Origin of the sequence: Burkholderia cepacia (assembly GCF_029962485.1) — a bacterium.
Lineage (GTDB): Bacteria > Pseudomonadota > Gammaproteobacteria > Burkholderiales > Burkholderiaceae > Burkholderia.
The window spans coordinates 3032464-3053325 of sequence record NZ_CP073637.1 but is presented as its reverse complement, the minus strand read 5'-3'; the positions used below and the strand labels follow the sequence as shown (position 1 = coordinate 3053325).

The 20862-nt window shown below is 68.3% G+C and carries 18 protein-coding genes; 6 read left to right on the top strand and 12 right to left on the bottom strand.

Translation table 11 applies throughout. The features are described from left to right. Positions 1 to 25 precede the first annotated feature (25 nt). Both murU and KEC55_RS14230 read right to left on the bottom strand, forming a co-directional pair. Positions 26 to 745 carry an N-acetylmuramate alpha-1-phosphate uridylyltransferase MurU gene (murU, locus tag KEC55_RS14235; protein WP_282505943.1) on the bottom strand — a complete coding sequence of 240 codons (720 nt, stop codon included), beginning with the start codon at positions 743 to 745 and terminating at the stop codon, positions 26 to 28. A 32-nt stretch (positions 746 to 777) separates the two neighbouring features. Beyond that, positions 778 to 1827: an aminoglycoside phosphotransferase family protein gene (locus KEC55_RS14230; RefSeq protein ID WP_282505942.1), complete on the bottom strand. Its 1050-nt coding sequence runs from the start codon at positions 1825 to 1827 to the stop codon at positions 778 to 780. A 223-nt stretch (positions 1828 to 2050) separates the two neighbouring features. Between KEC55_RS14230 and KEC55_RS14225 the strand changes: the two genes are divergently transcribed. From KEC55_RS14225 to rsmA, 4 genes are read left to right on the top strand one after another with little or no spacing between them, the layout of a single operon-like run. Continuing rightward, positions 2051 to 4411: an LPS-assembly protein LptD gene (locus KEC55_RS14225; protein WP_282505941.1), complete on the top strand. Its 2361-nt coding sequence runs from the start codon at positions 2051 to 2053 to the stop codon at positions 4409 to 4411. A gap of 51 nt (positions 4412 to 4462) precedes the next feature. Beyond that, positions 4463 to 5821, top strand: coding sequence for a peptidylprolyl isomerase (locus KEC55_RS14220; protein WP_282505940.1), 1359 nt, complete (start codon positions 4463 to 4465; stop codon positions 5819 to 5821). Between the two features lie 11 nt (positions 5822 to 5832). Continuing rightward, on the top strand, positions 5833 to 6822 hold the full coding sequence (gene pdxA, locus KEC55_RS14215; protein ID WP_282505939.1) for a 4-hydroxythreonine-4-phosphate dehydrogenase PdxA: 990 nt from the start codon (positions 5833 to 5835) through the stop codon (positions 6820 to 6822). Between the two features lie 49 nt (positions 6823 to 6871). Further along, entirely contained in the window at positions 6872 to 7699 is an 828-nt protein-coding gene (rsmA, locus tag KEC55_RS14210) for a 16S rRNA (adenine(1518)-N(6)/adenine(1519)-N(6))-dimethyltransferase RsmA (RefSeq protein WP_282505938.1), read from the top strand. Positions 7700 to 7787: 88 nt separating this feature from the next. Here the strand turns inward: rsmA and KEC55_RS14205 are convergent, their stop codons facing one another. After that, entirely contained in the window at positions 7788 to 8723 is a 936-nt protein-coding gene (locus KEC55_RS14205) for a DMT family transporter (protein ID WP_282505937.1), read from the bottom strand. 347 nt (positions 8724 to 9070) lie between these two features. Between KEC55_RS14205 and gloA the strand changes: the two genes are divergently transcribed. Next, entirely contained in the window at positions 9071 to 9454 is a 384-nt protein-coding gene (gene gloA, locus KEC55_RS14200; protein ID WP_124453625.1) for a lactoylglutathione lyase, read from the top strand. A 109-nt stretch (positions 9455 to 9563) separates the two neighbouring features. Here the strand turns inward: gloA and KEC55_RS14195 are convergent, their stop codons facing one another. Genes KEC55_RS14195 through glyQ form a run of 5 tightly spaced genes read right to left on the bottom strand, consistent with a single transcriptional unit; the run spans position 9564 to position 15006 of the window. Further along, positions 9564 to 10451: a M48 family metallopeptidase gene (locus KEC55_RS14195; protein ID WP_282505936.1), complete on the bottom strand. Its 888-nt coding sequence runs from the start codon at positions 10449 to 10451 to the stop codon at positions 9564 to 9566. Between the two features lie 46 nt (positions 10452 to 10497). Further along, the gene (locus KEC55_RS14190) at positions 10498 to 11262 is read right to left on the bottom strand and encodes a lysophospholipid acyltransferase family protein (protein WP_176050299.1); all 765 of its coding nucleotides are present in this window, start codon (positions 11260 to 11262) and stop codon (positions 10498 to 10500) included. Between the two features lie 43 nt (positions 11263 to 11305). Further along, complete coding sequence (gene gmhB, locus KEC55_RS14185) at positions 11306 to 11869, bottom strand: D-glycero-beta-D-manno-heptose 1,7-bisphosphate 7-phosphatase (RefSeq protein WP_176050298.1); 564 nt, start codon at positions 11867 to 11869, stop codon at positions 11306 to 11308. A 10-nt stretch (positions 11870 to 11879) separates the two neighbouring features. Continuing rightward, the gene (glyS, locus tag KEC55_RS14180) at positions 11880 to 13979 is read right to left on the bottom strand and encodes a glycine--tRNA ligase subunit beta (protein WP_282505935.1); all 2100 of its coding nucleotides are present in this window, start codon (positions 13977 to 13979) and stop codon (positions 11880 to 11882) included. Between the two features lie 22 nt (positions 13980 to 14001). After that, the gene (gene glyQ / locus KEC55_RS14175) at positions 14002 to 15006 is read right to left on the bottom strand and encodes a glycine--tRNA ligase subunit alpha (RefSeq protein WP_006477868.1); all 1005 of its coding nucleotides are present in this window, start codon (positions 15004 to 15006) and stop codon (positions 14002 to 14004) included. A 285-nt stretch (positions 15007 to 15291) separates the two neighbouring features. Here glyQ and KEC55_RS14170 point away from each other — a divergent pair, with 285 nt between their 5' ends. Then, complete coding sequence (locus KEC55_RS14170; protein WP_432625617.1) at positions 15292 to 16983, top strand: hypothetical protein; 1692 nt, start codon at positions 15292 to 15294, stop codon at positions 16981 to 16983. Positions 16984 to 17037: 54 nt separating this feature from the next. On the opposite strand, the gene lnt is transcribed toward KEC55_RS14170, so the two are convergent. The 4 genes from lnt to KEC55_RS14150 form a co-directional block, all read right to left on the bottom strand. Continuing rightward, a complete protein-coding gene (gene lnt, locus KEC55_RS14165; protein ID WP_282505934.1) occupies positions 17038 to 18738 on the bottom strand; it encodes an apolipoprotein N-acyltransferase in 1701 nt (566 codons plus the stop codon). Between the two features lie 52 nt (positions 18739 to 18790). Further along, positions 18791 to 19678: an HlyC/CorC family transporter gene (locus tag KEC55_RS14160; RefSeq protein ID WP_176050294.1), complete on the bottom strand. Its 888-nt coding sequence runs from the start codon at positions 19676 to 19678 to the stop codon at positions 18791 to 18793. A gap of 320 nt (positions 19679 to 19998) precedes the next feature. After that, a complete protein-coding gene (locus KEC55_RS14155) occupies positions 19999 to 20148 on the bottom strand; it encodes a hypothetical protein (RefSeq protein WP_167361875.1) in 150 nt (49 codons plus the stop codon). A gap of 70 nt (positions 20149 to 20218) precedes the next feature. Then, complete coding sequence (locus KEC55_RS14150; RefSeq protein WP_176050293.1) at positions 20219 to 20851, bottom strand: gamma-glutamylcyclotransferase; 633 nt, start codon at positions 20849 to 20851, stop codon at positions 20219 to 20221. Between the last annotated feature and the right edge of the window lie 11 nt (positions 20852 to 20862).

Sequence of the window (20862 nt, the reverse complement as noted above, 5' to 3'; positions counted from 1 at the left end):
GAACCGGCGCGCGACTGCGAAACGATCAGCCCGCGGCGCGCAGCCGCGCGTCGAGCTCGCCGAGCTGCGCGGGCGTGCCGACGTTCTCCCAGAACCCTTCGTACAATTCGCCGCTCGCGCGGCCGGCTTCGATCGCCGCGCGGTAGTACGGCGTCAGCGCGCGCCGCGTGCCGGGCGCCAGATCGCGGAACATCCGCGTGTCGTACAGGCCGATGTTGCCGAACGTGACACGCGTTACGCCGTCGAGCGCCAGCCGGCCATCGTTGCCGAGCGCGAAATCGCCGGCGGGGTGGAACGGCGGGTTCGGCACCATCACGAGGTGCATCGCCGGCGTGTCGAGCGCGGCCATCCGCGCGGCGCGCGGCGCGAGCGTCCGGTAGTCGAACGCGCAGTACACGTCGCCACTGACGGCCGCGAACACGGCCGGCTGCCCGTCGCGCTCGAGCAGCGGCAGCGCCTGCGCGATGCCGCCCGCGGTCTCCAGCGCTTCGCCTTCGGCCGAATACGCGAGCCGCACGCCCCAGCGCGAACCGTCGCCGAGCGCGGCCTCGATCTGCTCGCCGAGCCACGCGTGGTTGATCACGATCGTTTCGATGCCCGCGCGCGCGAGCGCCTCGATCTGCCACACGATCAGCGGCTTGCCGCCGGCTTCGAGCAGCGGCTTCGGGCGGGTGTCGGTGAGCGGGCGCATCCGTTCGCCGCGCCCGGCGGCGAAGATCATCGCCGTGGTCAGGGGTGTGCTCATGTTCGGCCGGGTGTCAGGGCTCTATGGGGCAGTCAGAACGTATAGCCGACGTCGGCCGGCGCGTTGCCCTCGAGCTCGTCGAGCAGCTTGGCAAACGGCACGAGCGGGCGGTAGCGCAGCGCGACCTTGCGTGCATACGCGATGAAGCGCGGCAGGTCGTTCAGGTAGTGCGGCTTGCCATCGCGGTAATTGATGCGCGCGAACAGGCCGAGGATCTTGATATGGCGCTGCAGCCCCATCCATTCGAGCTGGCGGTAGAACTCGCCGAAATCGGGGTCGACCGGCAGGCCGGCCTTTTTCGCCTTTTCCCAGTAGTACGCGAAGCAGTCGAGCTCGAACTCCTCGTCCCAGCTGATGAACGCGTCGCGCACCAGCGACACGACGTCGTACGTCAGCGGCCCGTAGACGGCGTCCTGGAAGTCGAGCACGCCCGGATTCGGCTCGCAGACCATCAGGTTGCGCGGCATGAAGTCGCGCAACATGAAGCCCTGCGGCTGCGCGTGCGCGCTGGCGACGAGCAGCGCGAACGTGCGGTCGAGCGTGCCGCGCATGGCGTCGGTGACGGGCTTGCCGAGGTGGCGGCCGACGAACCATTCGGGCAGCAATTCCATTTCGCGGCGCAGGAACGCTTCGTCGAACGGCGGCAGCACGTCGGGCTTCGACGTGAGCTGGAAGCGGATCAGCGCGTCGAGCGCGTCGCGCATCAGCGGGCGCGCGGCGACCGGGTCGGCCGGGTCGAGCACCGAGATGTACGACGTGCGGCCGAGATCGGTCACGAGCATGAAGCCCGCGTCGAAATCGTGGGCCAGCACGTCCGGCACGTGGTCGCCGGCCGCCGCGAGCAGCTGCGCGACCTGGACGAATTCACGGCACTTCTCGGGCGGCGGCGCGTCGACGGCGATCAGCGTGCCGCCGGCGCTGGTGGCCGATGCGACACGGAAATAGCGGCGGAAACTGGCGTCCGACGACGCGGGCGCGAGGGTCGACAGGTCGAGGGCATAGCGCTCGGCGAGCGGTTGCAGCCACGCGGTCAGGGCGTCGAGGCGGGCGTCGGGCTGGGATGCGGCGGATGGGGGCGTCATGAAACTCGGGGGAGGGGGGAACGTCTTGCCATATAATACCCCACGACTTTTTTGACGCGCCCCGCGTCAGCTTCCGCCGTGCAGGCTCGCCGCCTGTCGCGCCGCCCGCCCGATCGCCTCCCCGGTTTGCGCTCCGCCGCAGTCGCGGTGCGACGGCGCGGCCCGCCGTGCGCGCATGTGCCGTGAAGGTGCGGTTGACAAGGGGCGATTCGCCAAACGATAGATGCCGCCCAAACCGCTATTCCCGAATGTTTTCCCCGGTGACGGGGCGCCGCGCAAACGGCGGCTCGCGCTCGCGCTCCTGGCCGTGCCCGGCCTCGTGCCGGCCGTGTCGTACGCGCAGCTGTCGGGCGCGGCCGCGCAGCCGCAGCCGCTCGACTCGCCGTGGGATCTGCGTCTCGCGCCCCAGCTCGAGGATCGTCCGCTGAAGGACGGCGCGAAGCCGGCCGCCTTCGTGATCGCCGACCACACGAGCGGCACGTCCGAGCAGGACCTCGCCGCCAAGGGTTCCGCCGAGTTGCGGCGTGGCGATGCCGTCGTGAAGGCCGATGCGCTCCACTACGATCAGGATACCGACATGGCCGATGCGTACGGCCAGGTCAAGGTGGTCAATGGCGGTACGTCGTTCGCAGGCCCCGAGGCGCACCTGAAGATCGAGGCGAACCAGGGCTACATGACGGCGCCGAAGTACCGCTTCAACATGACGGGCGGGTCGGGCAGCGCCGAGCGCGTCGACATGGTCGACAACGAGCGCTCGGTATTCGTCAACGGCACCTACACCGCGTGCCAGTGCTCGACGAACCCCGCGTGGTACATCAAGGGCAGCCGCTTCGACTTCGATACGGGCGCCGACGAAGGCACCGCGCGCAACGGTGTGCTGTTCTTCCAGGGCGTGCCGATCTTCGCGAGCCCGTGGATGACGTTCCCGCTGTCGGGCGAGCGGCGCAGCGGCCTGCTGCCGCCGACGTTCTCGGTGAACTCGAGCAACGGCTTCGAGCTGACGCTGCCGTACTACTTCAACATCGCGCCGAACCGCGACCTGACGCTCACGCCGCGCATCATCTCGCGGCGCGGCGCGATGATGGAAGCGACGTTCCGCTACCTGTCGCCGTCGTATTCGGGCACGTTTACGGCCAATTACCTGCCGGATGACCGGCTCGCGCACCGCAACCGCTACGCGATCTACTGGCAGCACCAGCAGAACTTCGGCGGCGGCTTCGGCGGCTACGTCTACTTCAACAAGGTCTCGGACAACACGTATCCCGAAGACCTTGGGTCGATGAACCAGTTCATCAACGGGACGCAGACGCTGTACCAGCAGGAAGCGGGCCTCACGTACAACAACGGCCCGTGGTCGGTGCTCGCGCGCTACCAGCACTGGCAGACGCTGCCGCCGTCGATCGCGCCGTACAGCCGCGAGCCGCAGTTGAACGTGAAGTACACGAAGTACAACGTCGGCGGCTTCGACTTCGGCGCGGAAGCCGACTATTCGCGGTTCCGCATCACGACGGCCGATGCGACCGAAGGCGACCGGATCGTCTTCAACCCGTATATCGCGTACGGCGTGTACGGCCCCGGCTACTTCGTCGTGCCGAAGGTCCAGTACCACTTCGCGTCGTACGACCTGAACTACCTGTCGTCGACCACGCCGAACAGCCCGAAGCGCTTCACCGAGTCGATCCCGACCGTGAGCTTCGACACGGGCCTGATCTTCGATCGCTCGGTGCGCCTGTTCGGCCAGGACTTCATCCAGACCCTCGAGCCGCGCCTGTACTACGTGTACACGCCGTATCGCGACCAGTCGAACGCGCCGCTGTTCGACTCCGCGGAATCGGACTTCGGCCTCGCGGAGATCTACCAGCCGAACACGTTCGTCGGCAACGACCGGATCGCGGACGCGAACCGGATCACGGCCGGCCTGACGTCGCGCTTCATCGATCCGCGCACCGGCGACGAACGCGCGCGCTTCGTGATCGCGCAGCAGTACTACTTCGCCGATCAGCGCGTCACGCTGAATTCCGGCCAGAGCGCCGTGCTGGCGCGCCACTCGGACCTGATCGTCGGCGCCGCGCTGAAGCTCGGCTCGGGCTTCATGTCTGAGACGGCGTTCCAGTACAACCAGAACAACAACCAGCTCGTGAAGTCGAGCGTCGGTTTCGGTTACAGCCCGGGCGAGCGCCGCGTGATCAACGTCGGCTACCGCTACACGCGATCGAACACCACGCTCGACAACCAGCCGATCAACCAGTTCCTGATATCCGCGCAGTGGCCGCTCACGCGCCGCCTGTATGCGATCGGCCGTTTCAACTACGACCTCGCCGGAGATCGCGTGGTCGACGGTCTGGTCGGCTTACAATACGACGCGGATTGCTGGGCGCTCGGGGTCGGGGTGCAGCGGGCTGCGAACGGCATCAATTCGTCGGGACAGCAGAACTCGTCGACGCGATTCATGATGCAACTGACGCTCAAGGGCCTGTCGACCGTCGACAACGGCCTTGTGTCCGCATTCCGCGCCGGGGTACCGGGCTACACGCCGCTGCCGCCGCCGCCGCCGCCGATGTCCCGCTTCAGCAACTACGAGTAACGCCGGCTTGTCTGCACCGGTCAGCACGATTTCAATGGAGTTTCAGTGGCAATGAAGAAAAACCTTCGTTTCGCGGCAGTCGTGTCCAGCCTCGCCGCGTCCGCCGCGCTGCTCGCCGCCGCGCCGGCCGCGGCGCAGGCGCTCGGTTCGCAAGGTGCGCAGCTCGCCGACGAAGTCGTCGCGGTCGTCAACAACGACGTGATCACGGGCCGCGAACTCGACCAGCGCGCCGGCCTGATCGCGCGCCGGCTGCAGCAGCAGAACGCGCCCGTGCCGCCGACCGACCAACTGCGCGCACAGGTGCTGAACCAGATGGTGCTCGAGCGCATCCAGGTGCAGAAGGCGAAGGACGACGGGATCCGCATCGACGACGCGACCGTGCAGTCCACGCTGCAGCGTCTCGCGCAGGCGAACGGGATGACGCTCGAGCAGTACCGCGCGCGTCTCGAGGCGCAAGGCGTGCCCTGGAGCATCTTCACGAGCGATGCACGTACCGAGCTGATGCTGTCGAAGCTGCGCGAGCGCGAGGTCGACGGCAAGATCACCGTGTCGGACGCCGAAGTCGCGAACTACATCGCGAGCCAGCGCGGGCCGAACGCGTCGCAGCAGCAGGACCTGCGCTTCCAGCACATCTTCATCAAGGCGCCGACCAACGCGCCGCAGGCCGACATCGAGGTCGCGCAGAAGAAGGCCGACGCGCTGCTGCAGCAGGCGAAGTCGGGCGCCGATTTCGAGCGCCTCGCGAAGAACAACTCGGAAGCGAACGACGCGAAGAAGGGCGGCGACCTCGGTTTCAAGGCGCCGAGCGCGCTGCCGGCCGAAGTCGTCGACGCCGCATCGAAGCTGCGCCCGGGCCAGGTCAACCCGACGCTGATCCGCGTGCCGGACGGCTTCGAGATCGTGCGTCTCGTCGACCGCCGCCAGAGCCAGGGTGCGACCGCCGCCGCGCCGAAGATCGTCCAGACGCACGTGCGCCACATCCTGCTGCGCGTCGGTGAAGGCAAGTCGGAAGGCCAGGCGCGCCAGCAACTGGTCGACATCCGCAACCAGGTCGAGGCCGGCGGCGATTTCGCGAAGTTCGCGCGCACCTACTCGCAGGACGGGTCGGCGTCGCAGGGCGGCGATCTCGGCTGGATCAGCCCGGGCGAGACCGTGCCGGAATTCGAGCGCGCGATGAACAACCTGCAGGACGGCCAGATCAGCCAGCCGATTCGTACCGAGTACGGCTATCACCTGATCCAGGTGTTGAACCGCCGCGAAGCGGAAGGGTCGGTGCAGCAGCAGATGGACATCGCCCGCCAGGCGATCGGCCAGCGCAAGGCCGAGCAGGCCTACGCCGACTGGCTGCGCGAGCTGCGCGATTCGTCGTACGTTCAGTACAAGATCGGCGGCGTCGCCCCGGCGAACTGAGCGAGCTTCGGATGACCACGCCCGCGCTGCAGATCGCGATCACGACCGGCGAACCCGCGGGGGTTGGCCCGGAGCTGACCGTGCAGGCGCTGCGTGACGCGGCGCAGCGCTGGCCCGACGCACATTTCACCGTGCTCGGCGATGTGGCGCTGCTCGACGCGCGCGCCGCGGCCGTCGGCGCCGACCGCGCCGTGCTGGCCGGCGGTGCGCAGGTGTCGGTCGCGCACCACGCGCTGGCCGTCCCCGCGCGGGCGGGCACGCTGGACGCCGCGAACGGCCGCTACGTGCTCGGGTTGCTCGACACGGCGATCGACGGCGCGCTGGCCGGCCGGTACGACGCGATCGTGACCGCGCCGCTGCAGAAGAGCACGATCAACGATGCGGGCGTGCCGTTTACCGGCCATACCGAATACCTGGCAGAGCGTACGCACACGCCGCGTGTCGTGATGATGCTGGCGGGCACCGGCGACAAGCCGCTGCGCGTCGCGCTCGCGACGACGCACCTGCCGCTGAAGGATGTCTCCGCCGCGCTGACGATCGACGGGCTCGTCGAGACGCTGGCGATCATCGATCGCGACCTGCGGCGCGACTTCGGTCTCGCCGCGCCGCGCATCCTCGTGACGGGCCTGAACCCGCATGCGGGCGAGAACGGTTATCTCGGCCGCGAGGAAATCGACGTGATCTCGCCGGCGCTGGCCCGTGCGAACGCGCAGCGCATCGACGCGCGCGGCCCGTATCCGGCCGACACGCTGTTTCAGCCACGCCATCTGGCCGATGCCGATTGCGTGCTCGCGATGTTCCATGACCAGGGCCTGCCCGTGCTGAAGTATGCGACGTTCGGCGAGGGCATCAACGTGACGCTCGGGCTGCCGATCATCCGTACGTCGGTCGATCATGGCACCGCGCTCGACCTGGCCGGCACGGGCCGTGCCGATCCGGGCAGCATGATTGCCGCGCTCGATACGGCCGTCACGATGGCGCGCCATCGCCGCGCGGCCTGACTCGGTCCGGCTTTACCTCATTCGTCGTATTTTTCGTTTTACTCAGTCGATGTCGAACAGCAGACAGCACCAAGGCCACTTCGCGCGCAAGCGCTTCGGGCAGAACTTCCTCGTCGATCACGGCGTGATCGATTCGATCGTGTCGACGATTGGCCCCGCGCGCGGTCAGCGTATGGTCGAGATCGGCCCCGGGCTCGGCGCACTGACCGGGCCGCTGATCGAGCGTCTCTCGACGCCCGAGTCGCCGCTGCACGCGGTCGAGCTCGACCGTGACCTGATCGGCCGCCTGCAGCAGCGCTTCGGTGCGCTGCTCGAACTGCACGCGGGCGACGCGCTCGCGTTCGACTTCCGTTCGCTCGCGGCGCCCGGCGACAAGCCGTCGCTGCGGATCGTCGGCAACCTGCCGTACAACATTTCCAGCCCGCTGCTGTTTCACCTGATGACGTTCGCCGATGCAGTCATCGACCAGCATTTCATGCTGCAGAACGAAGTCGTCGAACGGATGGTTGCGGAGCCGGGCACGAAGGCGTTTTCGCGGCTGTCGGTGATGCTTCAGTACCGCTACGTGATGGAAAAGATGCTCGACGTGCCGCCGGAATCGTTCCAGCCGCCGCCGAAGGTCGATTCGGCGATCGTCCGGATGATTCCGTACGAGCCGCACGAACTGCCGGACGTCGATCCCGTGCTGCTCGGTGAAATCGTCACCGCCGCGTTTTCGCAGCGCCGCAAGATGCTGCGCAACACGCTCGGCGATTATCGCGAGACGATCGATTTCGAAGGGCTCGGCTTCGATCTCGCGCGCCGTGCGGAGGACGTGAGCGTGGCTGAATACGTCGGCGTCGCGCAGGCGCTCGCGGCGGTGCGCAAGGCCGGTTGACGCGCACGGCGCAGGCCGGACTGGACGTGTCGAAGAGGCTGCCCGACGGGGCGGCCTTTTTTATTGCGCGCGTGCCTTTCGTTGCACGTCACACCCGCCTGCGCGGCGGCGCGTTGACGAGCGCGATGCCGGTCAGCACGAGCGCGGCGGCGGACATGAAGCGCCAGCCGACCGATTCGCCGAGCAGCAGCACGCCGAACGCGACGCCGAACAGCGGCGACAGGAACGTGAAGACCGACAGCCGCGACGCGCTGTAGCGCGTCAGCAGCCAGAACCACGACAGGTAGCTGACGAACGCGACGATCACCGACTGGTACGCGAGGCTTGCGACCGCGATCGGCGTCACGTGCGCGAACGACACCTGCCCGAACAGCGCGGCGAGTGCGACCAGCACGACCGCCGACACCGCGAGCTGGTAGAACAGCGTCTTGCTCGCGCTCGCCCGCGCGAGTGCCGTCGAGCGCACGACGACCGTCGTCGCGGCCCACATCGCGCCGCCGAGAATCCCGAGCGCGTCGCCGGCCAGCCCGGCCAGTACCGATGCGCCGGGCGCGCGAGGCTTCAGGAAGCCGTCCGCGAACGCGAGCGCGATGCCGGCGAACGCGAGACCGACGCCGGCCCATTGCGTGCGCTGCAACCGTTCGCCCGGTGCGAACAGGTGCAGACCGAGTGCGGTGAAGCACGGCGCCGTGTACAGGAAGATCGCCATGTGCGATGCGCTCGTCAGCGTGAGCCCGAAGAACACGCAGATGAATTCACCGGCAAACAGCGCGCCGGCCGCGAGGCCCGCACCGAACGTGCCGTCGGCCTGGAACAGCGGCGTGCCGCGCGTGCGGGCCCAGCCCCACAGCAGCCCTGCCGCGATCACCGAGCGCAGCCCGGCCTGGAACATCGGCGCGATCGCGGCATTCGTGCTCTTGATCGCGACCTGCTGGAAACCCCAGATCGCGCACAGCAGCAACATCAGGCCGACGGCGCGCAGGTCGAGCGCGCGGCGCACGGGGGCGGCGGCGAGGGTGGTCATCGGCGCGCCTCGGCTGATCGGTACGGCGGCGGCAAGGTCGGACGGGTGGCGCGTCCGGCGCGCTCGAATCGGCGGTTTCGCACGGCAGTGTGGCTTCAGGGAAGGGTAGGTGGTCGCGTTCGGGCGGTGAAGCGCATGCCCGCTTTTGGTGCGAGGTGGAAGGATGTTACCCGATCGGCGCGGTAGCCGGGCGAGCGGGATCGTGCCGTTTTCCGCCGTTGCGAGCGTGCTTGCGCGTATCGCGCCGATGCGCCGTATCGGCCGCCCCGCTCCGTGCGCCCCCGGCGAGTTTTAGCCGACTCTGGTAGAGTTCCCGGTTCTGGAAAGTCCCCACAGGAGTACAAGACATGCGTTTGCTGCATACGATGCTGCGAGTCGGCGATCTCGACCGCTCGATCAAGTTCTACACCGAATTGCTCGGCATGAAGCTGCTGCGTCGCGAGGACTATCCGGAAGGCAAGTTCACGCTCGCGTTCGTCGGCTACGAAGACGAGAGCACCGGCACCGTGATCGAGCTGACCCATAACTGGGATACGCCGTCCTACGATCTCGGCAACGGCTTCGGCCATCTGGCCGTGGCGGTCGAGGATGCGTACGCCGCGTGCGAGAAGATCAAGGCGCAAGGCGGCAAGGTCACGCGCGAAGCGGGCCCGATGAAGCACGGCACGACCGTGATCGCCTTCGTCGAGGATCCGGACGGCTACAAGATCGAGTTCATCCAGAAGAAGTGAGCGCCGGATGAGCGGGCCGCGACGCGCGATGCGCGCGGGCGGCAAAAAGGGCGATGCGGGGTGACCCGCATCGCCCTTTTTCATGGGCGGCGACGCCGCGTGCGTCGCGTCAAAGCGACGGCAGCAGCTCGGGCGGGTGATGCTTGAGCGTGTGCCGCGCTTCGCGGAACTCGGGGAAGATCGATTCGACGGTCTGCCAGAAGGCCGGGCTGTGGTTCATCTCGCGCAGGTGCGACAGCTCGTGCGCGACGACGTAGTCGATGATCGACATCGGAAAATGGATCAGCCGCCAGTTCAGGCGGATCTTGCCATCGCTTGAACAGCTGCCCCAGCGCGTCGCGGCCGACGACAGCGCATACATCGAATACGTGACGCCGAGTTTTTCGGCGTAGACCGGGAGGCGTTCGCCGAAGATGCGTTTCGCTTCGCCCTGCAGCCAGCCCTGCACGCGATCCTTGATCTGCTGCATGTCGGCCTGCACGGACAGCGGCAGCGACAGACGCAGCGCATCGGCGTCGAACGAGACGGCGCCCGCGCCGAGCGCGATCGTCACCGTCTTGCCGAGATACGGGAGCTGCGCGCCGTCGCGCCAGTCGATCTGCGGCAGCGCGCGCTGTTCGGTGCGCGTTTTCCACTCCGCGAGCTTCGCGAAGATCCAGCGTTGCTTCTCGGAGATCGCCGCTTCGATGTCGGCGAGCGTGACCCAGCGCGGCGCGGTGATCGACAACCCGCTGCCGTCGATCGTGAAGCCGATCGTACGGCGTGCCGAACGTTTCAGCCGGTATTCGAGCACGCGGCTGTCGAGCGCGAACGTACGCACGCGCGAACGGTCGGGTGCCGGGCCCGGAGCGGGCGGAGCCGTAGGGGAGGCTTCAGGCGGCGCCGGCGGCGTGGCGGGCGCCGACGGTGCGGCGGCCGGCCCGTCGAAGAGCGGCAGATCCATCTGGCGATGATCGAGAGCCACGACGGCAGGCCGTGGCCGCGGACGCTGTTTCATCAGTTCGCTTCTTTTTGTCGTACGCAACGGCTGCAATCCGGGGGCTTCAGGCACGCGCGGCATCGCGCGAGCCGGCATTGCCCGCCTGGCGATAGGAATCGGGATCGATGCGGCGCATTTCCGCTTCGATCCATGCTTCGACCTGCGAGTTCAATACATCGGGTGTCAGCCCGTCGCTGGGGATCGGCTTGCCGATCGACACGGTGACGACGCCCGGGAATTTCGTGAACGAGTTGCGCGGCCACACCCGACCTGCATTGTGCGCGATCGGCACGACCGGCGCGCCGGTTTCGATCGCGAAGCGCGCGCCGCCCGTCTTGTACTTGCCCTGCTTGCCGACCGGCGTGCGGGTGCCTTCCGGGAACATGATCATCCATGCGCCTTCCGACAGGCGCTTCTTGCCCTGGCGGATCACCGACGTGAACGCGTTCTTGCCTTCCTTGCGGTTGATGTTGACCATGTGCAGCAGCCCGAGCGCCCAGCCGAAGAACGGCACGTACAGCAACTCGCGCTTGAACACATAGCAGAGCGGCTTCGGCATCAGCGCCGGAAACGCGAGCGTCTCCCACGCGGACTGGTGCTTCGACAGCAGCACGGCCGGGCCGTCGGGCAGGTTCTCGTAGCCTTCGATCCGGTAGCGGATGCCGTTCAGCCAGCGCACGACCCACAGCGTGGACTTGCACCAGCCGGCCGCCATCCAGTAGCGCGCGTCGGGGCGCATGAACGGAAAGGCGATGAAGCACGCGGTGGCGTACGGCACCGTATACAGGACGAAGTAGATCAGCAGCAGCAGGGAGCGGACGAAGCGCATCGGCGTAAGTCTGGCGTTAGGGAGGATGCGCGCGGCGGCCGCATCACTCGTGTTCGTGTGAAAGGAAATCGAGCGCGAATGCGCGCAGGTCGTCATGCACCTTCGTGCCGGGCGGCAGGTTGCCCGCGGCGAGCGTCTTCTTGCCCTTGCCGGTCAGCACGAGGTGCGGCTTGAAGCCGACCGCGACGCCGGCCTGCAGGTCGCGCAGCGAATCGCCGACGACCGGCGTGTGATCGGGATCGATCTCGAAGCGCTCGGCGATCATCTGCATCATGCCGGGTTTCGGCTTGCGGCAGTCGCAGTGATCCTCGGCCGTGTGCGGGCAGAAGAACACGGCGTCGATGCGCGCGCCGACCGCGGCCGCCGCGCGATGCATTTTCAGGTGCATCTCGTTCAACGTGGCCATGTCGAACAGCCCGCGACCGATGCCGGACTGGTTGGTCGCGACGACCACGCGATAACCTGCGTGGTTGAGCCGGGCGATCGCCTCGAGACTGCCGGGCAGCGCGATCCATTCGTCGGGCGTCTTGATGAACGCATCCGAATCGACGTTGATCACGCCGTCCCGGTCGAGGACGACGAGCTTTCGGTTGGGGCTGATCGGCATCGTGCGGCCCTTATGCGGCGAGCTTCGAGATGTCGGCGACGCAGTTCATCTGCTGGTGCAGCGCGGACAGCAGTGCGAGCCGGTTGGCGCGCAGTGCGGGGTCTTCCGCGTTGACCATCACGTCGTTGAAGAACGTATCGACCGGTGCGCGCAGCGCGGCGAGCGCCGACAACGCGCCCGTGTACGCACGCGCCTCGAGCTGCGATTGCACGTGTGGCGTCACGGCCGCGAGCTGTTCGTGCAGCGCCTTCTCGGCGGCTTCGACGAGCAGTGACGGCTGCACCGTGCCGCTCGCGCCGCCTTCCGACTTCTTCAGGATGTTCGAGATCCGCTTGTTCGCGGCCGCGAGCGCTTCGGCTTCCGCAAGGCGCGTGAATTCGCGCACCGCGTCGAGGCGGGCGACGAGATCGTCGACGCGCGTCGGGTTCAGGCTCAGCACCGCGTCGATTTCACCGGCCGTATAGCCGCGCTCGCGCAGCAGTCCGCGCAGGCGATCCATGAAGAACGCGAAGATCGCATCGGTCGACTCGGCGACGCCCGGCACGCCCTCGAAGCGCGCGTGGGCCGTGCGCAGCAACGACACGAGATCGAGCGGCAGCTGCTTCTCGAGCAGCAGGCGCAGCACGCCGAGCGCGTGGCGGCGCAGCGCGAACGGATCCTTCTCGCCGGTCGGCGCGAGGCCGATGCCCCAGATGCCGACGATCGTTTCGAGCTTGTCGGCCAGCGCGACGGCGGTCGACACGGGCGTGGTCGGCAGCGCGTCGCCCGAGAAGCGCGGCTGGTAGTGCTCGGCGCACGCGAGCGCGACGTCGTCGGCTTCGCCGTCGTGGCGCGCGTAGTACGTGCCCATCGTGCCCTGCAGTTCCGGGAACTCGCCGACCATGTCGGTCAGCAGGTCGGCCTTCGCGAGGCGCGCGGCGCGCTTCGCGTGGGCGGCGTCGGCGCCGATCGCGGGCGCGATCTCGCCGGCCAGCGCCTCGAGGCGCTCGACGCGCGCGAGCGCCGAACCGAGCTTGTTGTGATACACGACGTTCGCGAGCTGCGGTACGCGCTCGGCGAGCGGCTTCTTCTTGTCCTGCTCGAAGAAGAACTTCGCATCGGCGAGGCGCGGGCGCACGACGCGCTCGTTGCCTTCGATGATCTCGCCCGGCGTCTTCGTCTCGATGTTCGACACGATCAGGAAGCGCGAACGCAGCTTGCCGGCGACGTCGGTCAGCGCGAAATACTTCTGGTTCGTCTGCATCGTGAGGATCAGGCATTCCTGCGGAACCTGCAGGTATTCGTCCTCGAAGCGGCACGGGTAGACGACCGGCCATTCGACCAGCGACGTCACTTCGTCGAGCAGCGATTCGGGCATCACGACCGTGTCGCCGTTCGCGTGTTCGTTCAGCTGCGTGCGAATCGTTTCGCGGCGATCGACGAAGTGCGCGATCACGCGGCCCTTGTCGCGCAGCGTGTCGGCGTACGCGCGCGCATGCTGGATCGCGACGAGGCCGTCGGACAGGAAGCGGTGGCCGAGCGTGGTGTCGCCGGCATCGACGCCGAACGCGGTGACGGGCACGACGCGGTCGTCGTGCAGCACCGTCAGGCGATGCACCGGGCGCACGAACTTCACGTCGGAGCCGTCCGGGCGCTGGTACGTCATGAACTTCGGGATCGGCAGCTTCGCGAGCGCTTCGTCGAGCGCGGCCTGCAGGCCGTCCGCGAGCGTGGCGCCGGCCGCCGAATAATTGATGAAGAAGGCTTCGGCCTTGCCGTCCTGCGCGCGCTCGAGATCGGCGATCGACAGGTTCGGGTGGCCGAGCGCCGCGAGCTTCTTCGCGAGCGGGGCCGTCGGCTTGCCTTGCGCGTCGAGTGCGACCGACACCGGCAGGACTTTTTCGCGGACCTGCTTTTCAGGCGCAACGGCGCGCACGTTCTGCACGACGACGGCGAGGCGGCGCGGCGTGGCGTAGCGTTCGAACACGAGTTCGCCTTCGACGAGGTCGCGCGCCGCGAGGCGTTGCGCGATACCTTCGGCGAATGCGTCGCCGAGGCGCGCGAGGGCCTTCGGCGGCAGCTCTTCGGTCAGCAGTTCGACGAGCAGGGGGGCGGGATGATTGTGCGTCATGATTGGAATAATTCTCGTCTCGTCAGTCCTGATCGATCTTGCGTTCGACCTTGAGCGGCGGCGCCCATGCCGGCTGCGCGGCGTCCTGGGCGTCGGTGGTGAGGCCCGGCACGCCCGGCGGGTTGCCGAGCATCGGGAAGCCGAGCTTCTCGCGCGAGTCGTAGTAAGCCTGTGCGACGAGACGCGACAGTGCGCGGATGCGGCCGATGTACGCCGCACGCTCGGTGACCGAGATCGCGCCGCGCGCGTCGAGCAGGTTGAACGTGTGGCCGGCCTTCAGCACGAGTTCGTACGCGGGCAGCGCGAGCTGCGCGTCGATCATCTTCTTCGCTTCCGCTTCGTAGCTGTTGAAGAACGTGAACAGCAGGTCGACGTTCGCGTGCTCGAAGTTGTAGGTCGACTGCTCGACCTCGTTCTGGTGGTACACGTCGCCGTACGACAGGCGGCGCAGCTCGGGGCCGTTCGGGCCTTGCTCTTCCCATTCGGTCCACACGAGGTCGTACACGTTCTCGACCTTCTGCAGGTACATCGCGAGGCGTTCGAGGCCGTACGTGATCTCGCCGAGCACCGGCTTGCATTCGAGGCCGCCGACTTCCTGGAAGTACGTGAACTGCGTGACTTCCATCCCGTTCAGCCACACTTCCCAGCCGAGGCCCCACGCGCCGAGCGTCGGGTTTTCCCAGTCGTCCTCGACGAAGCGCACGTCGTTCTGCTTCAGGTCGAAGCCGAGCGCTTCGAGCGAGCCGAGGTACAGGTCGAGGATGTTTTCCGGCGCCGGCTTGAGCACGACCTGGTACTGGTAGTAGTGCTGCAGGCGGTTCGGGTTCTCGCCGTAGCGGCCGTCCTTCGGGCGGCGCGACGGCTGCACGTACGCGGCGCGCCACGGCTCGGGGCCGACCGCGCGCAGGAACGTGTGGACGTGCGACGTGCCCGCGCCGACTTCCATGTCGATGGGCTGGAGCAGGGCGCAACCCTGCTTGTCCCAGTAGGACTGCAGCGTCAGGATGATTTGCTGAAACGTAAGCATGAAGAGCCTTCGTGGCGCTGGCGCTCCGTTGCGGGCGGCGCTCCGGGCGGGGCCCGGAGGGTCGGCTCGCGCGGCGGCGCGGCTTGTTAGTGTGCTGAAACGCGTAATTTTACCGGATCGGCGACCGGATGCGGCCGGAACGCGGGCGACACCGCCGCCGGCCCGCTTCCGGAGGGTGCGCACGGGTGGCCGGCGCGGCCCGTCCGGCCGTCCGCGGGCCTGTCGCGACGCGTGTGCCGTGCCGCCGCGCGCGAGCGTTAAGATGCGCATATTGCGGCGCGCGTCATGCGTGCCGCGTCACCGCTTTCCGACGCCGACTGCATGGACGACCCGACCGAACTCCTCATTCCGCTGCTGCCGCCGTTCCTCGCGCTGCTCGGGCAGGCCGCCGACGCGCAGGCGCGCGGCGAGCGCGCCGCACACGATCTGTGGCTCGCCGCCGCCGCCCATCTGCATGCGGTCGATGCCGATGCACTTGCGCAACTCACGACGGCGCTCGTCGCGCGGCAGCGCACGGCCGACGCGCTTGCGCTCGCCGAGTGCGCGGTGCGCGTGCAGCCGGGCGCGACCGCGTACTTCAATCACGGCTATGCGCTGCAGATGGCCGACCGCCATGCGGACGCCGTCGCGCCGTACCGCGCGGCGCTGGCGATCGATGCCGGCCGGCCGTCGCTGCGCAACAACCTCGCGATCGCGCTGCGGCTGTCCAGCGGCGATCGCACCGAGGAGATCGCGCTGCTCGACGCGGCCGTGCAGCACGATCCGCAAGACGTGCAGGCGTGGATCAATCTCGTCGTCGCGCGGATCGCGACGCACGACCTCGACGGCGCACTCGCGTGCGCCGCGCGGCTGGCCGACCTCGCGCCGGGCAACGCGCTTGCGATGAACAACGTCGCGATGGCGATGAAGGAGGCGCAGCGCTGGGACGATGCCGAGCGCTACGCGGCGCGCGCATGCGAGCTGGCGCCCGACGACGCGTCGTTCCGTTTCAACCTGGCGATCATCCAGCTCGTGCGCGGCAACTACGCGGCCGGCTGGCGCGGCCACGAGGCGCGCTGGGACGGCGCGGGCGAGTTGCGCGGCCGCCGGCCGGTGCTGCCGGGCCCGCGCTGGCAGGGCGAGCCGCTCGCGGGCAAGACGCTGCTGGTGTGGGGCGAGCAGGGCCTGGGCGACGTGCTGCAGTTTTGCCGCTTCGTCGCGCCGCTCGCGGAGCGCGTCCATCGCGAAGGCGGCCGGCTCGTGTGGAATACGTTCCCGCAGGTCGGCACGCTGATGCAGCGCAGCCTTGGCGCGTACGCGGATGATTTTGGCGCGGGCGGCGGTGTCGACACGCTGCCGGCGTTCGACTACGAGGTGCCGCTGATCGGCCTGCCGCTGATGCTCGGGATGGAAGCGTCGACGCTCGCGTCGTCGGTGCCGTACCTGCGGGCCGACTCCGATGCGTGCGACGCGTGGCGCGCGCGGCTTGCCGGCGAACGTCGGCTGAAGGTCGGGCTCGTGTGGACGGGCAGCGCGGGCCACCAGCGCAACCCGTTCCGGCGCGTCGGGCTCGAGCGCTATGCCGATGCGTTTCGCGGGATCGACGGCGTCGCGTTTTATTCGCTGCAACCGGGCGCGCACGCGGATGTCGCCGCGGCACGCGCGGCCGGCTTCGCGGTCGAGGATTTCACGGCGGAACTGACGAGCTTCGACGATACGGCCGCGTTCATCGGCGCGCTGGATCTCGTGATTACCGTATGCACGTCGGTCGCACACCTGGCGGGCGCGCTCGGTGCGCGCACCTGGGTGCTGCTCGACGTGAATCCGCACTGGCCATGGATGCTCGAACGCACGGACAGCCCGTGGTATCCGACCGCCACGTTGTACCGGCAGTCGACGTTCGGTGCGTGGGCGCCGGTGATGGAGGCGGCGAGTCGCGACCTGCGGAGCCTGGCCGCGCAGCCGGGTCGACTGGATCAAGCGGCCCGGCAGGCCTGAGCGGCCTGCCGGTTCACGGTCGTCGGCCGCCGTGCGCAGCGGCGGCCGTTTGCCTCATTCGGGCTGGTCGTCGCCGGTCTTCCGGCCGTTGCGCCGGCGCAGCCCCGGCCCGAACGTGAAGCCGAACGCCAGCAGCACGAACGACACCGCGAGCACGATGTTGTTGCCGCTCGTCACGTAAGGCGTGAAGCCGCTCGTGCCTTCGATCCGCACATCCAGCGAACCGATCGTGAACGGCTTCAGCTGGCCGAGTACGCGCCCGTGCGCATCGATCGCGGCCGTCATCCCCGTGTTGGTCGAACGCAGCATCGGCCGGCCCGTTTCGAGCGAGCGCATCCGCGCGATCTGCAGGTGCTGGTCGAGCGCGATCGTGTCGCCGAACCACGCGAGGTTCGTTACGTTGACGAGCACGCCCGGCGGCTGCGGGTTGTCGCGGATCGTCGCGGCGATTTCCTCGCCGAACAAGTCCTCGTAGCAGATGTCGGCCATCACCGGCTGGTTGTGCACGAGGAACGGCTTCTGCACCGGCGCGCCGCGCGCGAAATCGCCGAGCGGCATCTTCATCAGGTTGACGAACCACCGGAAGCCCCACGGGATGAATTCGCCGAAGGGCACGAGATGGTGCTTGTCGTAGTGATAGATGTCGCGCGAGTTCGGCGTCACGCCGTACAGGCTGTTCGTATAGTCGACGTAGTGGCCGTCCTCGGTCACCGACGCGCCGACCGCGCCGAACAGCACGGCCGAACTCGTCGTGTCGCTGAACTTGCGGATCGCGACGGCGAACGGCTCGGGCAGCTCCTGGATCATCACCGCGATCGCGGTCTCCGGCGTGACGATCAGGTCGGCCGGCTTCTCGATGATCATCTGCTGGTACATCTTGATCGCCGCGTCGATGCCTTCCTGCTCGAACTTGATGTCCTGCTTCACGTTGCCCTGCAGCAGCCGCACGGTGAGCGGTGCATTCGCGGGCACCGTCCACGTGACCTGCGACAGCCCGAGGCCGGCCGCGATGAGCGCGACCGCCACGCCGGCCGGTGCGGCGATGCGCACGCGCGCGTTGCCGCCCGCACTGCCGGGGCCGGGGTCACGCGCGGGCGACGGGCGTGCGGCGGCGAGCGCCTGCACGACCAGCGCGGCGAACAGCGCGAGCACCCATGCGATCCCGTACACGCCGACCACCGGCGCGAAGCCTGCGAACGGGCCGTCGACCTGCGGGTAGCCGCTGGCGAGCCACGGAAAGCCGGTGAACAGCGTGCCGCGCAGCCATTCGCTGAAGGCCCACGCGCTCGCGAACGCGAACGCGCCGTGCCAGGTCGGCGAGAACGGACGCGGATCAGGGGTGCGGCGATGCCACGCATGACCCGCGCAGAACGACCACAGCCCGGCCGAGAACGCCGGATACAGCGACAGGTACAGCGCGAACAGCACGAGCGCGCCGCCCGCGAGCGGCGCGGCCATCTCGCCGTACACGTGCATGCTGATGTAGAGCCACCAGATGCCGCTGATGAAGTTGCCGAAGCCGAACGCGCCGCCGGTGAGCGCGGCGCCGCGCCAGCTCGACGTGCGCGTCAGTTGCGCGAAAAACCAGACGAATACGACGAGTTGCAGCCAGCCGCCATGCGGCGTCGGTGCGAAGCTGAGCGTATTGGCGGCGCCGGCGAGCAGCGCGGCCGGGTAATGCCAGCGCGGCAGCGCGCGGCCGGGCGCCGGCGCGAGGAGGCCGCCAGCCGGGCGGGACGGGATCGGATCGTCCATGTGAAGCGGAAGTGGGCGAGCGGTTGAAGGAAACGCGGCTGGCGCGGAGCGGTCAGTCTTCGTGCGAGGTTTCGGCGCGACGGCTGGCGAGCGGATTGCGGCGCACCAGCAGCACATGCACCTGGCGCGCATCGCCGCGCTGGATCTCGAACACGAGGTTGCCGAGCTGCAGCTTCTCGCCGCGGTGCGGCACGCGTCCGAAATGATGGGTGATCAGGCCGCCGATCGTGTCGACTTCGTCGTCGGGGAAATCGGTGCCGAACGCCTCGTTGAACTGTTCGATCTCGGTGAGCGCGCGCACGCGGAAGCGGCCGTCCGGCCCCGAGATGATGTTGCCGGCTTCCTCGTCGAAGTCGTATTCGTCCTCGATGTCGCCGACGATCTGCTCGAGGACGTCCTCGATCGTGATCAGGCCTGCGACGCCGCCGTATTCGTCGACGACGATCGCCAGGTGGTTGCGGTTCACGCGGAAGTCGTGGAGCAGCACGTTCAGGCGCTTCGATTCCGGGATAAACACGGCCGGGCGCAGCATCCCGCGCACGTCGAATTCTTCCTCGGCGTAAAAACGCAGCAGATCCTTCGCGAGCAGCACGCCGATGACGTTGTCGCGGTTCTCCTCGTACACGGGGTAGCGCGAGTGCGCTTTTTCGAGCACGAACGGGATGAAATCCTCGGGCTTGTCGGCGATGTTGATCGCGTCCATCTGCGCGCGCGGCACCATGATGTCGCGGGCGCACAGATCGGATACCTGGAACACGCCTTCGATCATCGACAGCGAGTCGGCGTCGATCAGGTTGCGTTCGTGAGCGTCCTGGAGGATTTCCAGCAACTCGCCGCGGGATTCGGGCTCGGGCGAGATGAAGTCGGTCAGGCGCTCGAGCAGCGAGCGCTTTTCTTGCGGTTTGTCGGTTAGCTTACGACTGGGATACGAATCGTTCATGGTGGTGCGCCCGGGTCATGCCGGAGCGCGCTGTCACGGAGTAGGCAAGGATACACCAAGGGCACGACGCGACCGTGTCACCCCGGCCGTACGGCCAGGGCGGGTTGCGCGCGGGCCCCGCTCGCGGACGGCCGCGCCGGGCGCGACATCGTCCTCGGGTCCATCCTATCTCAGAAAAGGGCGAAGGCGCAGCAGCGGCAAAAAACGGGTTCGGGCAGGCAGGGCCGGCCCGACGCGGGGAAACGACCGGCCGACCGGTGGGTGCCGGCGGCAATCTGCCGCATGCGATGGCTGCCGAAGACGGCTGCGGGGAAGAAGGCTCAGAAGCGCATGCCGGCCGAGCAGCCGCCGGCGGCCGCACCGTTGGTCGCGGCGCCGCCGCAGCCCAGGATCCCGCAGCCGGAGAGCGCGACGCTCGCGGCGACGAGCAGCGCGGCGACCTTGCAGCGCGACCAGCGTGACGGTTTCATCGGCGGGAACCTCGTTCGAATGCGCAGGCGGCGCGGGATCGCGTGACGGCCAGCCGGGCGTCGGGCCGCGTCACCGGCATCGCGCGAGCAGCCCTTCGAGTGCGCGATCGGGGATGCCGCTCGCGCGCAGCGCGTCGACCGTGCGGCTCACGTAGTCAAGCGTCGTGCCGTAGCGGCCGGTCGCGCAGCTGAACACTTCCTTCACGATCGGGTCGGACAGCTTGCCCGTATAGGTCGGTACGTCGCGGCGCATCACGAAGGCGAGCGCGTTTACGCGTTCACCATTCTCGAGCGAGCACGGCAGCCAGGCGGGCCGGTACGAGCCCATGGGCATCTCGCGCTTCCACAGCGTCTCGAGGTGCGGCTGCGCGGTCGGGCCCGACAGCCGGAATGCGATGCCCGAGCACGAGCCGCCGCGATCGAGCGCGAGTACGAGGCCCGGGCGTTCGGGCGTGCCGCGGTTCACGCGCGACCACAGGTACAGCCCGCGGTGGTAGCCATGCACCTTGCCGCGGACGGCGGCGACGGTCGGCAGACCGGGGTTCCAGATCAGCGAGCCATAACCGAACAGCCAGAGATCCTGCCGGCCGTCCCAGTCGCGCATCGTGTGCGCGAGCGAGGCCGCGAGCTCGTCTTCCGTCAGCAGTCGCCCGTCGCCGATCGCGGGCGGGTAGGCGGACGGGAGCATCGCGGCGTTGCGCATCGTACTGAAGG

Bases quoted from the DNA above. Each gene is read 5' to 3' on its own strand.
- murU (WP_282505943.1), bottom strand. From the start codon at position 745: ATGAGCACACCCCTGACCACGGCGATGATCTTCGCCGCCGGGCGCGGC.
- KEC55_RS14230 (WP_282505942.1), bottom strand. From the start codon at position 1,827: ATGACGCCCCCATCCGCCGCATCCCAGCCCGACGCCCGCCTCGACGCC.
- KEC55_RS14225 (WP_282505941.1), top strand. From the start codon at position 2,051: ATGCCGCCCAAACCGCTATTCCCGAATGTTTTCCCCGGTGACGGGGCG.
- KEC55_RS14220 (WP_282505940.1), top strand. From the start codon at position 4,463: ATGAAGAAAAACCTTCGTTTCGCGGCAGTCGTGTCCAGCCTCGCCGCG.
- pdxA (WP_282505939.1), top strand. From the start codon at position 5,833: ATGACCACGCCCGCGCTGCAGATCGCGATCACGACCGGCGAACCCGCG.
- rsmA (WP_282505938.1), top strand. From the start codon at position 6,872: ATGTCGAACAGCAGACAGCACCAAGGCCACTTCGCGCGCAAGCGCTTC.
- KEC55_RS14205 (WP_282505937.1), bottom strand. From the start codon at position 8,723: ATGACCACCCTCGCCGCCGCCCCCGTGCGCCGCGCGCTCGACCTGCGC.
- gloA (WP_124453625.1), top strand. From the start codon at position 9,071: ATGCGTTTGCTGCATACGATGCTGCGAGTCGGCGATCTCGACCGCTCG.
- KEC55_RS14195 (WP_282505936.1), bottom strand. From the start codon at position 10,451: ATGAAACAGCGTCCGCGGCCACGGCCTGCCGTCGTGGCTCTCGATCAT.
- KEC55_RS14190 (WP_176050299.1), bottom strand. From the start codon at position 11,262: ATGCGCTTCGTCCGCTCCCTGCTGCTGCTGATCTACTTCGTCCTGTAT.
- gmhB (WP_176050298.1), bottom strand. From the start codon at position 11,869: ATGCCGATCAGCCCCAACCGAAAGCTCGTCGTCCTCGACCGGGACGGC.
- glyS (WP_282505935.1), bottom strand. From the start codon at position 13,979: ATGACGCACAATCATCCCGCCCCCCTGCTCGTCGAACTGCTGACCGAA.
- glyQ (WP_006477868.1), bottom strand. From the start codon at position 15,006: ATGCTTACGTTTCAGCAAATCATCCTGACGCTGCAGTCCTACTGGGAC.
- KEC55_RS14170 (WP_432625617.1), top strand. From the start codon at position 15,292: ATGCGTGCCGCGTCACCGCTTTCCGACGCCGACTGCATGGACGACCCG.
- lnt (WP_282505934.1), bottom strand. From the start codon at position 18,738: ATGGACGATCCGATCCCGTCCCGCCCGGCTGGCGGCCTCCTCGCGCCG.
- KEC55_RS14160 (WP_176050294.1), bottom strand. From the start codon at position 19,678: ATGAACGATTCGTATCCCAGTCGTAAGCTAACCGACAAACCGCAAGAA.
- KEC55_RS14155 (WP_167361875.1), bottom strand. From the start codon at position 20,148: ATGAAACCGTCACGCTGGTCGCGCTGCAAGGTCGCCGCGCTGCTCGTC.
- KEC55_RS14150 (WP_176050293.1), bottom strand. From the start codon at position 20,851: ATGCGCAACGCCGCGATGCTCCCGTCCGCCTACCCGCCCGCGATCGGC.